Raw genomic sequence first — 13248 nt, forward strand, 5'->3', positions numbered from 1 at the left:
CGTTTATGATAAAAATTCTTAGCAAATAGTCTAATTTATAAGAGGTTGAAACATGAATCTTTTGCGGTCAGTGAACCACGATGAATCTGTTTCCACCTCTTTATTATTCGCTTTCTATAGACAAGAATGATTATCTAAACACGTTTTATTTTTTATTGAATTTTTCTTTTAATGCTTCTTGTACATTTAAAGGTACAAAATCTGAAATATCAGCTTTATATTGCGCAACTTCTTTCACAACGCTTGAACTGATAAAAGAATAATTGGTACTTGTCATCATATACATTGTTTCAACGTTGCTATTTAACTTTTTATTCATTGATGTTAAACGCAATTCATATTCAAAGTCACTTACGGCTCTCAACCCACGAATAATCGTTTGGGCGCCAATTTTATCACAAAAATCGACTAGCAGACCGTTGTAATTATGCACTTCTACGTTAGGGAGATGCTTCACAGATTCACGAATTAAATCAATGCGCTCTTCAATGCTAAACGTCCCTGCTTTACTACTATTTTTTAATACACATACATGAAGTTCATCAAAACGTCCAGCACTTCGTTCAATGATATCAATGTGACCATATGTAATCGGGTCGAAACTGCCTGGAATGACCGCTTTAGTTTTAACCATCTTGTTCTCCTTTTTCTAGTAACAAAATATCGGTTAATCCATAATGATACTGTTTAATCACTTGGAAACCTTTGGTGTCAATTTGTTCTTGGTTACTAAACTCACACACGATGATACCATTTTCTTTTAATAAATTAAACTCAGCGATTTGCTCTAGAGCTTTATCAATCAACCCTTTATTATAGGGAGGATCTAAGAAGATAAAGTCAAATTGAATTTCACGTTTATTTAATGCTTTTAATGCACGATCAGCATTATTCTTATAAACTTCAGCATGATCGCGTAGATCTAATTGTTTTAAATTTGCTTGAATCACTTTAACAGCTTTAAAGTTTTGGTCTACAAAGATGACCTTCTCCATGCCACGCGAAAGGGCCTCTATACCTAATGAGCCACTCCCAGCAAACAAATCTAATCCTAGGCCATGCACCTCTTGTAAACTATTAAAGATGCCTTCTTTTACTTTATCCATAGTAGGACGCGTATTTCGCCCTTCTAGACTCTCTAAAGGTTTACTTTTATGCTTTCCTGCAATAACTCTCATATTGACTTACACTTCCATTTCATCAGGTTATTTAATATAATTTGTTGTGAAAAAGGAGAATGATTATTATATGAAACAATCGTTTATCGTCTTAGGCGAAGGACTTACTGATTTATTCGAATTTACTACACTTATCGAATACAATTATCCTCGCATAGATAAGATAGTGTACTTACATTCACCACAATCTACACAACTGCTTTCTTCGGTAGTTATGATTATGCATCCTACATCCGGCAAACATTTTCAGGCAATGTATATGATGCTTAATGCGTTGAAATATCCTTATCCCGATGGAAATAAAAAATTCGAACTCATTAATCACCAGGCCGAAAAATATAACGTTCCAGTCTTTGGTCTTGATGTACAACCTTCCGAAACGTTCCATACACGCGAACAATATTTTAACTATTTAACTGGAGTATTACGACTACAGAAATGGATACCGCCAATGCAATAAACTCGGCTCGTATCTCGTCTTTTCTACAACTATAGCATTTCGTTTTTTTCTTTCTCATATGTTTTTTTGAGATATTTATATGGCGAACCATCAATATCAAGCACATATTTAAGCTTCATTAATTTTTGGATAATTGTATCTGCATCTTGTTCATTAATATATAATACAACGTATTTTCGCTGTTTATTTGTATATACAATATGACCATACTTACGAATTTGACGTTCGTGTTTTATATGTTTTAAATAAACAATCAAACTAACTCTAGGTACTAATTCCATAATATACTCACTCCATTTATTATGCATAATAACTATACCATGACTACAAATTTTATAAAATATTTAAAACTGAAGTTTAGAGCGCCAACATTTTGGCGTCAACTTTGTTATATGTATTATTTCTTTTTGAAAAACTTAAATGATTTAGGCTCTAAATACTACTTTACTTTTGAAAAGAGATAAATTTTGGTACGCTTACAATAATATTGAGGAGGTATGACCAATGATAAATAAAAAGAGATGGGCTTTTAATATAAGTATAGCAAGTGCTAGTTTACTAGGTAGCCTATTTTTCATAAATAAAAATAAAGAAACAATGAATGCTAAAACTATTCCTAAATTCTTCGATAGTCCAGCGCCTTATATTTTCGCACATAGAGGTGGAATGGTGGTACGACCAGAACAAACACAATTAGCATTTGATAACGCTGTGGCCCATGGTTTAGACGGCTTTGAAACAGACGTGCGTGTAACAAAAGACGAACAATTAGTCGTCTTTCATGATGCTACTGTTGATCGTACTACGAACGGTTCTGGAAAAGTAAGCGAGCATACTGTGTCAGAATTAAAACGTCTTGATGCAGGATACCATTTCACTGATATTAATGGCGACCACCCGTATAGAAACCATGAAAAAGCTAAAATCCTAACATTTGAAGAACTTCTTAAACTGTACCCTAACATGTACATTAATGTAGATTTAAAAGACGAACCTAATAGTTATGAAGGTACAGTGGCACCACAAAAAATGAATGAAGTGATTATGAATAATAACGCTACACACCGTGTCCTTGTAACAAGCTTTCATAAACAACAAAATGATCGCTTTAGAGAGCTTAGTAATGGCGATATCGCTATAGGTGCTAGTCAACAAGAAGTTGCAGAAGGATTTATTAAATTTAATACCGGCTTAGGAAACACGTACCACCCAGTAGCGGATACCTTCCAAATGCCAACTTCATTCAAAGGTATTCCTTTAACATCTAAACGGTTTATTCAATGGCTTAACCTGTTAAACGTTGTGCCAGGCTTCTATGGCATTAATAGTATAGATATGATGACGGATTTATATGCCAAAGGTGTTCACACATTAGTGACAGACCGCCCAGATTTAGGAAAACAATTTAAAGCAACGTTAACTGCAAACACTAACATAGATTAAGGAACTTAATATGCACCTCTAAAGTTGATTTTTAGCTCAACTTTAGAGGTGCATTTTGATTAAACTATTTAACATTTACGCTTTAAAGAAATCAAATGATATTACCTTTCAAAATTAAAGGCTACAATTACAAGAGCCTCCTGTGGCACATCCATCATGACTTGTTTTAAAAAAAGGATTTCCCGCTTCAATTTTAACATTTTCAGAAACAGAAAAAGCAATCTTAGTGACTACTTCGTCAATTAAATTCTGTAATGCTACTTCTTTAGATTTATAGTCCATCACTACTGGCAACATTTCGTAAGCGCGTTTACGACGTCGTGTTTCCATCATTACGTTTTGATAATCGGGATGATATTTACCAAAACGCATCACTTCATCATAACGTGTCTTAGACTTCATAAATGCTTGATACATAAGATGAGCTTCATCATCATTATCTAACTTTTCTTGTGCTTGTCGATAATCATAATAAAGTTCAGATTGAACTATCATATCGGATAATCCCTCGATACCATCTAAAATTGCTACTGTGTCCTCAGTATACATTTAATCTACTCCTTTCTTATTTATCAAATTAAATATGCTTAATTTACTATTTAAAGCATTTCTCATTACTTAACAACCATGCTATTTTTCTACAAAAATAAGTGAGTAATAATTTCTCATTACTTCTCCACCCATTTCATTATATTTATTATTAAGCATTCTTGAACGGTGCATGTCTGAATTCATCCAACTATGGATAAGTGTTGGCACATCGTCGAAATCATACCCCACATTTTGGCTTGTTGAAGTAAATGAAATCGATTCATTTCCTAATTGGCTTTTTAAAGCATCCTCAGTAAATTCTACATCTTCAGTACCTGTAGCTTCATATAAATTCACAGAAGCAATGTGTGATAAATCCGAATTAACAGTAAGAGGCTTAACATTTTTCAACTTACGCATTTCGTTCGTAATTTCATATAATGTCATTAGTTGATTAGGATTTTGTTCATAAGGTAATATGTCTTTTTTATCCTTAGTGAACACATCTTCATTGTTGTTGTCGCTATTTTCTTCATTGGCGAGTTGATATGGTTTTAAGAAGACTAACGCTTCTTTATCTAAATAACGTATACCCGTAATTTGATTAGATTGTTGATCTACATATACTTGAGCATAGACGTCACCATATTTAATCAATGTTTGTGTTTTAATATCTTCATCAGACAATTCAAAATTGTAACGTTTTCCATCTACTTTAATCGATGGGTCAGGATTAATGCTTGTATTTTCGAAAATATGTGACGCACTTTCATTAATCTCTAACGGTTCTATTTGGGCTTTTCGACCAGTTGCATAAACAGATTTTATCTTATCATTTCGAGTGGAAATGATATAATATTGGTCGTCTTTCTTAAATATGTAATTCATATAATGTCCTTTAAAAGGATACGTACGTGTAGCTTGTCCATATTTACTTGTTAAATAGCTTATATCTTTACCTATCCAAGTTCCTACGCCCTTTTTAGGTGCTGGATTCTCAGTATTAGTTTGTGAATGAGGTGTCTGTTCCGTTCGATTTGTCGTAGTTGATTTATTAGGATTTTCTAATACATCAAATTTCAATCTTGGTGAGTAAAATAGATATATTAGAAACATGATTAAAAATATTACACCTAATACTTTAACAATTAATTTTGCCATCTTTCACCCACCTATTAATAATTATATCTATTGTACAAAATAACTAATTTAATAATCAAGATATCCATGTTTCACTTAAATCATTTTATAGTCAAATTAACTAATACCTATTTAAGAAAAAATTAAACATACTCTAAAAAATAAAAAATGAAGGCTAAGACAATCAAATTAATGTCTTAGCCTTCAATATTACATGATTTTAATATTTATTTGTAGTTTTAAAGAACACATTATAAACCTAGCGTAGCTTTAATTACTGATGTTGTTTCCCCGCCTGGATAGAATACGTATAAAAGTAAGTAAACCGCTACACCAGTAATGGCTGTAAAGAACCAAATAATTGATGCGACTGGGCCTGCTTTTCTATGCCAGTTAAATTTATCTTTAAATGCAGTAATAATTTGAACTAATCCTAATATTCCCCCGATTGTAGCAAGATTAATGTGGAAAATTAAAAATATTTTATAATATGTTCTAATTGAATCTGGTCCCCCAAAGTCTGTATTACCTATGAAGACTGTTCTTGATGCATAGATAATAAAGAACGTTAATGCGAACACCGCTGCCCATAACATTGTTTTTTTGTGTTTATCAATATGGCGATGCCAAATTTGCCACCAGCCAATTGCCACAAATATAGCACTGATTACAATACAACTTGTACTAATAGTTGGTAGAATTGGTAAATTCATATGTTTCATCCTTATTTAATTTAAGTATTTTTAAATCATCTTAATTAACGAAACGACAACAACTAAAACGAAAAATACTACTAAGTAATTTAATGAGTAGATAAACATTTTTGTTGCCCATTTAGTTTGATCTGTATGTTTTTTAAATGACGTTAAACCAACATAAATCCAACCTAAATTTAATAATGTCGCTAATACTACGAATGTTGTGCCTAGGCTTGATAGTAAGAACGGTAATGGTAGTAAGAATACTAACCAAATAAACATGCTTACGCGAGTACGTTTAAATCCTTTTACTGAAGGCAACATAGGGATATTAGCTAATGAATATTCATCACTACGTTTAATCGCTAACGCGTAGAAATGAATGGGTTGCCAACAAAAGATAACTAAAAATAGTGCAATAGCCGCAAGACTAATGTTACCATCGATGGCTACCCAACCGATTAATGGTGGTACTGCTCCTGGAAAACTACCTACTACAGTATTCCAAGTTGTATGTCTTTTAGACCAAATAGAGTAATAAGACACGTAACCTACGATGCCGATAAGTCCTAATACTCCTGATGGTACATTTAATAAGAATAAGCAAGCCTCTCCTACTAACATCATACCAAAACTTAAAATTAATAAATTTTTATCTGAAATTCTATCATTAACTGTCGGTCTATTTTGTTTACTTGGCATAATACTATCGATGTCTTGATCGTAATAATTATTTAATGCACAAGCTCCACCCATAATTAATGTTGATCCAATCAACATTAATAGAATTTGAGGTATTGACGATAGGAAGGAATGATTTGTCATCACAACTGCTAACCAAGCCCCAGCGAACGCAGGGATTAAGTTACCTTGCACCAAGCCCATTTTTATAATTTGTTGCAACTCTTTAAAAGAAACACGGCCTGATGCTTGTGATAAAGTTTGTTCTTTGCTCATGGTCCCCCTCCTTAATTTATCCATATAATAATATGATATAGCAATTATCAATAATTGACTAGTTTTATAACAAATTAAATTGTGACACTTTAACGACATTCTGTATCACTATTTGTTGTTCATCACTTATGATGTATAATTGTTGTAATAATAAAATTTATAAAAATATAGACATTGATTAGGAGCAAAAAACGAGAATGAAACATTAATAGTTTACGCTTGGAAATCGATTAGCGATCTCCAATCTCTATGAACTCTTAGTTAATGATGGGGTGTTTAACATTGTTTAATAAACGAAACCTTAAATGGTTATCAGTATTAGCGACAATCATAATGGCATTTGTACAACTTGGTGGAGCGCTAGTAACTAAGACAGGTTCGGAAGACGGGTGTGGAGCTTCTTGGCCGCTCTGTAACGGCGCTCTATTACCTCAGAATCTACCAATTGCTACAATTATCGAACTAAGCCACCGAGCTGTTTCAGGGCTATCCTTAATTGTCGTATTGTGGTTAGCTATTACTGCTTGGAAAAATATCGGGTATATCAAAGAAGTTAAACCACTTTCAATTATCAGTGTTGCATTTCTATTAGTACAAGCATTAATAGGTGCGGCAGCTGTTATATGGCAACAAAATTCTTATGTTTTAGCACTTCATTTCGGCATCTCACTTATAAGTTTTTCTTCTGTATTTGTGTTAATGCTCATTATTTTTGAAGTAGATAAAAAATATGAAGCGGATGAATTATTTATTAAAAAGCCATTAAGAACACTTACGTGGATTATGACTGGTATTGTATATTTAACAATTTATACCGGTGCATTGGTACGACATGCGAAAGCGAGTTTAGCTTATGGTGGTTGGCCACTACCATTTGATGATATTATCCCACATACTGAACAAGATTGGGTACAGTTCGCACACCGTGGTATGGCTTGTATTGCGTTCTTTTGGATAATGATAACGTTTATTCATGCCGTTAAGAATTACTCTGAAAACCGTACAATTCGATACGGTTACACTACAGCATTTATTTTAATTATCATTCAAGTTATTACAGGCGCTTTATCAGTAATCACGCATGTTAATTTATTTATTGCTTTAATACATGCGCTATGTATTACCATTTTATTTGGTATGATTGCTTATTTTATCATGCTAATGCTTCGTTCAATTAGAAGTAAACGCGATTAATTCTAGAACACACTGATTGACCTTTCAAAGTCACTTCAGTGTGTTTTTCTATTATTTCATCATATCTTCATTCAAGTTCACGGTTTGTTTATAAACGAAGAAAGTGAATAGTACGTTAATGCAAATTAAAAGATGTTATTTCATTATCTTGATGAAAACAAAAGCGACCGAAACGTTTTATTTAAACGTGCCGATCGCTTTTATTTATAATCTATTTAATTATTCAGCTTTTTCGATTTCAATTAATAAATCCCCTGTAGCAATAGCCTCACCATTTGTTACAGTTACCTTTTTAATCGTACCATTAAATGGTGCTTGAATAGTTGTTTCCATTTTCATAGCTTCAGTAATAAGCAACGGTTGATTTACTTTAACTTCGTCTCCTACAGCTACTTTCACCTCAGTGACAGAACCAGGCATTTGCGCCCCAATATGACTTGGGTTTGTTTTATCAGCTTTTGGTTTAATATTGGCATTTGTTTTTACATTTTCATCTTTAATAGTAATACGGCGAGCCTGACCATTCATTACATAATAGATAGTTCGATTGCCGTTCTCATCAGCTTCACTAATTGTTTCTAGTTTAATAATCAAACGTTTACCAGTATCAATTTCTATTTCTACTGTTTCTCCATTACGCATACCGAAGAAGAATGTTGGAGTATCTAATAATGATAAATCACCATATTGTTGCTTAGTTTGAATATATTGATCAAACACTTTTGGATATAGTACATAACTAATGATATCTTGTTCAGTTACTTCTCCATAGTCTTTTTCAACCAACTCTTGGCGAATGGCATCAAAATCTACTGGCTCTAGATATTCACCTGGGCGTTCTGTTAAAGGACGTTGCCCTTTTAAAATAACGTCTTGCAATTGTTTATTAAATCCATTAACAGGTTGGCCTATATCTCCTTTAAAGTAAGAGACTACAGATTCCGGGAAATCGAGTTTATGACCTTGTTCGATAACCGCTTTTTCATCTAAATCATTTTGGACCATATAAAGTGCCATATCGCCTACAACTTTAGACGAAGGCGTTACTTTTACAATATCTCCAAATAAGAAGTTTACACGACGGTACATATCTTTGACTTCGTTAAAACGTGTGCCTAAGCCTAAACTTTTAGCCTGTTGTCCTAAATTAGAATATTGTCCACCAGGCATTTCGTGTTGATAAATCTCAGTATTAGGAGATTTAATATCACTTTCAAAGTCATTGTAATATGGACGTACATTACCCCAATAGTGACTAAGTTCTTCAAGGCCTTCTATATCCGTACGCATATTACGTTCAAAACCATTGAGAGCATAATATAGAGAATTCGCACTTGGTTGACTTGTTAAACCACTCATTGACGCTACTGCTGTATCAATAATATCTACGCCAGCATCAATTGCCTCTTTATAAATTAACAATCCATTTCCACTTGTATCGTGAGTATGAAGATGAATTGGTAAATCTACTGCCGCTTTCAATTCACCTACTAATTCATATGCCGCTTTCGGTTTTAAGAGTCCAGCCATATCTTTAATTGCTAAAATGTGGAATCCTTCTCTTTCAAGTTCTTTGGCTAGCTTCACATAATAATCTAATGTAAAGACGTTTGAACGTTCAGGATTTAAGATATCTCCTGTATAACAAATCGCCCCTTCAGAAATTTTTCCAGCATTTTGAACCGCTTCATTGGCTACTTTCATTTGATCTACCCAGTTTAATGAGTCGAAAATACGAAAAACATCTACTCCTGCGTCGGCGCTTTCTTTAACAAACTTCTCAATAACGTTATCTGCATAATTTTTATAACCAACTGCATTTGAAGCACGCAATAACATTTGGAATAATACATTTGGAATGGCTTTACGTAACTTTTCTAATCTTTCCCATGGATTTTCTTTCAAGAAGTTATAAGCTACATCAAACGTTGCGCCGCCCCACATTTCGAGTGAAAAGCTATCTTTAAACACTTCGGCAGTTTTTGAAGCAATATTCATCATATCTTTTGTACGTACACGTGTCGCCAATAATGATTGATGCGCATCTCGGAACGTTGTATCAGTGACTAAAACGTCTTGTTGTTCTCGAACCCATTTGGCAACTGCTTGTGGCCCTTGATTATCTAATAATTGCTTAGTACCACTTAAAGATTGAATTTTACTGCTAGATACTTGAGGGATAGAGATCGCTTCATAATCCGGTTTTTCACGTTTTTCAACATTAGGGAAACCGTTAATTGTCACGTTTCCAATATATTCAAGTGTTTTAGTACCACGGTCAAGTGTTGGAGCGATATCAAATAGTTCAGGTGTTTCTTCTATGAATTTCGTTGTATAATCGCCACTACGGAACTTATCATTACGCATAACATTAACTAAAAATGGAATATTTGTTTTTACACCACGAATTCGCATTTCACGTAGTGAGCGTTCCATTTTTTCTTCTGCTTGTTTAAACGTAACCGCATGCGTAGATAATTTTACTAAAAGAGAATCGTAATAAGGTGAGATTTCCGCACCTTGGAATCCATCACCAGCATCTAAACGCACTCCAAAGCCACCACTTGAACGGTATGCAATGATAGTACCTGAATCAGGCATAAAATCATTGGTTGGATCTTCAGTTGTAATACGACATTGAATTGCATATCCTAATGATTGAATATCTTCTTGTTTTGGCATCGCAATACGTTCATCAAATAAATTAGCTCCATCTGCCACTAAAATTTGAGTTTTGACGATATCAATTCCAGTAATCATTTCAGTAATTGTATGTTCTACTTGAACACGTGGATTTACTTCAATAAAGAAAAACTCATCCCCGGATACTAAGAATTCTACAGTACCCGCGTTGACATATTTAATGTCATGCATCAATTGTAATGCGGCATCACAAATACGTTCTCTTAAATCACTAGATAATCCAACTGAAGGTGCAACTTCTACTACTTTTTGATGACGTCGTTGTACAGAACAGTCACGTTCATATAAATGTACGATATTACCATATTCATCACCGATAATTTGAACTTCAATGTGCTTTGGATTATCAATATATCTTTCAATATAAACTTCACTATTACCAAATGATTTTTCAGCTTCTGATTTAGCTCTGTAGAAGGCATCTTCTAATTCGCTTTCTCGGCGCACAATACGCATACCTTTACCGCCGCCACCACTTGTCGCTTTAATCATTAGTGGGAATCCAGCCTCATGAGCAAATGTTTTAGCAGCTTCATAACTTTCGATAGGACCATCTGTACCAGGAATTACTGGTAAATTGGCTTTGATAGCAGTTGTTCTAGCTTTTACCTTATCTCCAAACATATCTAAATGTTCTAAGTGAGGTCCAATGAATTTGATGCCTTCTTCTTCGCATCGTTGCGCAAATTGTTCATTCTCACTTAAGAAACCATAGCCTGGATGTATCGCATCAACACCAGCACGCTTAGCTACCTCAATAATACGTTCAATATTCAAGTAACTTTCCGCAGGTCCTAAATCTTTTCCTACTAAGTACGATTCATCTGCTTTATATCGATGTAATGAATTTTTATCCTCATTAGAATAAATCGCTACTGTTTGTATATTTAATTCCGTTGCCGCTCTGAAAATTCTAATCGCAATTTCACCGCGATTGGCTACTAATAACTTTTTGATGTGTTTCAAAGAAGGACCCCCTTTTAAAGTTTGAAAATTCTAACTAATTAGATAAAAAAATTTTATCTTAAATAAATTTAGAAAGCTATAATTTTTTTATATCAATTAACTATATAATAATCATAAGTCATGAATTTTAAGTGCTTTCTTGATTAAACTACTACACTATAATCATTATTAAATGTTATTGATAACAATAACTTTATATTATCACTTATAGTAATATCACGCTACTTAAATAAAAGATTCTCTACAAATTTCACAAAAATGATAAAAAAACCTTTACAAGAATTAGGATGTGCTAACTAACTCTTATAAAGGTTTTCGTTCTATACTTAATTAAATTGTCTAGGAATATCAACTTTTTGCTTTTTAGCTTTTTTCATTTTTCGTTCGTCCATTTTAATTTGTTTACCAACTAACAGTAATAATCCCATAGCGATGCTCAAACTTAACATTGAAGAACCACCGAAACTAATAAACGGTAACGGCACCCCAGTTAGCGGAATCGTCGCAGAGATACCACCTAAATTAACAAACGTTTGGCTACCGATATAACTCGCTACGCCAATACATATTAATTTGTAAAAATATGAAGGTGTTTTAGTCGCTAGCACAAATGCGCGATAGACGATGAAAAATAATAAACAAATAACGAACAAGCCACCAATAAGACCTAGTTCTTCACATATTACTGCGAAAATAAAGTCTGTATGGGCTTCTGGTAAATAACCAAGTTTCATGATTCCATTACCTAAACCACGTCCAAACAATCCACCATTACCAATTGCAATAAGGGAGTTAGATAAATGGTAACCTGTCCCCGCTTCTGAACTAAATGGATTCATAAGCGTACTAAAACGTGCTTTTAAATAATGTGGCATCATACCACTTATAATGAAGAATCCTACAACCAGTAATAAACCTAATATTACGAAAAGGACAGGCCCTTTTACTAATTTCTGGACACCGATTCCTGCATAGATAAACATTGATACTATTATTATAGTAATAAGCAACGTCTGACCAATATCACCTTGTAAGAGTACTAAACTTAAGCAAACAGCCACTAAGATTAATGGCATAGCAATTAGTTTTAAATCTGTTCTCACTTGAGGTAATTTTTTACTTAATACATAAGATATGTATAGTATAAATGCAATCTTCAATAATTCTGAAGCCTGTAAATTCATGAAACCTAAGCTAATCCAACTCTTTGATCCGTTAATATTTTTACCAACTACCAACGTCAAACATAGAACTATAAACGTAATACCCATAATCCACATTTGTACTTTTACTTGTTTGAGTATCTTTATATTCATCATAAAAGCGATAAAGAATACTACAATAAAACTCATAATCACGTACATAAGTTGTCTATTGTAGAAATGGGTACCTGCCACTTCTAATCCACCTGTTAAAGTCCCTTTCGTGGCTGCAACCATACTCGCACTATATACCATGACTAAACCAATTAGACATAAAATCACATATGTAATTAATAATGGATAATCGATAAACTTAGACGCTCTACCTATGTATCGAAATATATTTTTTAAGTTATTCATAAAAATGATCATCCAATTCTAAAATTTTAAGAAAACTATGTTTATTGAAATTACTTTTTATATTAAAATTCTGTCTAAACTATTATATACTTTGCACTTATTGTTTCACAAATATAAATGTAACTTTATTGATTTGCAATCACTTTTTTAAGGTTAATACTTTTTTAGATCATGAAATACACCAATCACACAATCAATTCTATAAACGATTGTCATACTAGTTCATTAATGTTCAATGCGATTAGATAATGTTGGAAAATGACGCATTCCCTAACCTATATGACAAACAATCACTGCCAAATTTAAAACAGTCCAGAACATTGATCCCATGTTCCAGACTGACTTTAGCTTGTTATATTGTATGTAAATACACACAAGTTTTAATAATATATAAACGTAAATAGCAAATTGTTGCT

12 protein-coding genes are annotated in these 13248 nt (G+C 33.1%); 3 read left to right on the forward strand and 9 right to left on the reverse strand.

The genetic code is table 11. The features are described from left to right. Positions 1–145: 145 nt before the first annotated feature. Positions 146–634: a pantetheine-phosphate adenylyltransferase gene (gene coaD, locus FH144_RS02650; RefSeq protein ID WP_242313545.1), complete on the reverse strand. Its 489-nt coding sequence runs from the start codon at positions 632–634 to the stop codon at positions 146–148. After that, on the reverse strand, positions 627–1178 hold the full coding sequence (gene rsmD / locus FH144_RS02655; RefSeq protein ID WP_242313546.1) for a 16S rRNA (guanine(966)-N(2))-methyltransferase RsmD: 552 nt from the start codon (positions 1176–1178) through the stop codon (positions 627–629). The genes coaD and rsmD overlap by 8 nt, the downstream gene beginning before the upstream one ends. 70 nt (positions 1179–1248) lie before the next feature. Between rsmD and FH144_RS02660 the strand changes: the two genes are divergently transcribed. Then, the gene (locus FH144_RS02660) at positions 1249–1638 is read left to right on the forward strand and encodes a DUF7147 family protein (RefSeq protein ID WP_242313547.1); all 390 of its coding nucleotides are present in this window, start codon (positions 1249–1251) and stop codon (positions 1636–1638) included. Positions 1639–1667: 29 nt separating this feature from the next. Here FH144_RS02660 and FH144_RS02665 read toward each other — a convergent pair whose 3' ends face one another. Beyond that, entirely contained in the window at positions 1668–1919 is a 252-nt protein-coding gene (locus tag FH144_RS02665) for a DUF2129 domain-containing protein (protein WP_242313548.1), read from the reverse strand. A gap of 223 nt (positions 1920–2142) precedes the next feature. On the opposite strand from FH144_RS02665, the gene FH144_RS02670 reads away from it, so the two are divergent. After that, positions 2143–3081 (forward strand): glycerophosphodiester phosphodiesterase family protein, encoded by a 939-nt coding sequence (locus FH144_RS02670; RefSeq protein ID WP_242313549.1) that lies wholly within the window; start codon positions 2143–2145, stop codon positions 3079–3081. A gap of 114 nt (positions 3082–3195) precedes the next feature. Here FH144_RS02670 and FH144_RS02675 read toward each other — a convergent pair whose 3' ends face one another. The 4 genes from FH144_RS02675 to cyoE form a co-directional block, all read right to left on the reverse strand. Further along, a complete protein-coding gene (locus FH144_RS02675) occupies positions 3196–3630 on the reverse strand; it encodes a YlbF/YmcA family competence regulator (RefSeq protein WP_242313550.1) in 435 nt (144 codons plus the stop codon). Between the two features lie 81 nt (positions 3631–3711). After that, positions 3712–4773 (reverse strand): CAP-associated domain-containing protein, encoded by a 1062-nt coding sequence (locus FH144_RS02680; RefSeq protein ID WP_242313551.1) that lies wholly within the window; start codon positions 4771–4773, stop codon positions 3712–3714. Positions 4774–5003: 230 nt separating this feature from the next. Beyond that, on the reverse strand, positions 5004–5465 hold the full coding sequence (locus tag FH144_RS02685) for a DUF420 domain-containing protein (RefSeq protein WP_107506807.1): 462 nt from the start codon (positions 5463–5465) through the stop codon (positions 5004–5006). Positions 5466–5495: 30 nt separating this feature from the next. Further along, positions 5496–6407, reverse strand: coding sequence for a heme o synthase (cyoE, locus tag FH144_RS02690; RefSeq protein WP_242313552.1), 912 nt, complete (start codon positions 6405–6407; stop codon positions 5496–5498). A 282-nt stretch (positions 6408–6689) separates the two neighbouring features. Between cyoE and FH144_RS02695 the strand changes: the two genes are divergently transcribed. Continuing rightward, entirely contained in the window at positions 6690–7601 is a 912-nt protein-coding gene (locus tag FH144_RS02695; protein WP_107506809.1) for a COX15/CtaA family protein, read from the forward strand. A 219-nt stretch (positions 7602–7820) separates the two neighbouring features. Here the strand turns inward: FH144_RS02695 and FH144_RS02700 are convergent, their stop codons facing one another. Together FH144_RS02700 and ftsW are read right to left on the reverse strand one after the other, a co-directional pair. Then, the gene (locus FH144_RS02700) at positions 7821–11270 is read right to left on the reverse strand and encodes a pyruvate carboxylase (protein ID WP_242313553.1); all 3450 of its coding nucleotides are present in this window, start codon (positions 11268–11270) and stop codon (positions 7821–7823) included. 326 nt (positions 11271–11596) lie between these two features. Then, positions 11597–12832, reverse strand: coding sequence for a cell division peptidoglycan polymerase FtsW (gene ftsW, locus FH144_RS02705; RefSeq protein WP_242313554.1), 1236 nt, complete (start codon positions 12830–12832; stop codon positions 11597–11599). Positions 12833–13248: the final 416 nt, after the last annotated feature.

Origin of the sequence: Staphylococcus sp. acrmy (genome assembly GCF_022690565.1) — a bacterium.
In the GTDB taxonomy this organism is placed as follows: Bacteria; Bacillota; Bacilli; order Staphylococcales; family Staphylococcaceae; genus Staphylococcus; species Staphylococcus caledonicus.

Bases quoted from the DNA above. Each gene is read 5' to 3' on its own strand.
- coaD (WP_242313545.1), bottom strand. From the start codon at position 634: ATGGTTAAAACTAAAGCGGTCATTCCAGGCAGTTTCGACCCGATTACA.
- rsmD (WP_242313546.1), bottom strand. From the start codon at position 1,178: ATGAGAGTTATTGCAGGAAAGCATAAAAGTAAACCTTTAGAGAGTCTA.
- FH144_RS02660 (WP_242313547.1), top strand. From the start codon at position 1,249: ATGAAACAATCGTTTATCGTCTTAGGCGAAGGACTTACTGATTTATTC.
- FH144_RS02665 (WP_242313548.1), bottom strand. From the start codon at position 1,919: ATGGAATTAGTACCTAGAGTTAGTTTGATTGTTTATTTAAAACATATA.
- FH144_RS02670 (WP_242313549.1), top strand. From the start codon at position 2,143: ATGATAAATAAAAAGAGATGGGCTTTTAATATAAGTATAGCAAGTGCT.
- FH144_RS02675 (WP_242313550.1), bottom strand. From the start codon at position 3,630: ATGTATACTGAGGACACAGTAGCAATTTTAGATGGTATCGAGGGATTA.
- FH144_RS02680 (WP_242313551.1), bottom strand. From the start codon at position 4,773: ATGGCAAAATTAATTGTTAAAGTATTAGGTGTAATATTTTTAATCATG.
- FH144_RS02685 (WP_107506807.1), bottom strand. From the start codon at position 5,465: ATGAATTTACCAATTCTACCAACTATTAGTACAAGTTGTATTGTAATC.
- cyoE (WP_242313552.1), bottom strand. From the start codon at position 6,407: ATGAGCAAAGAACAAACTTTATCACAAGCATCAGGCCGTGTTTCTTTT.
- ftsW (WP_242313554.1), bottom strand. From the start codon at position 12,832: ATGAATAACTTAAAAAATATATTTCGATACATAGGTAGAGCGTCTAAG.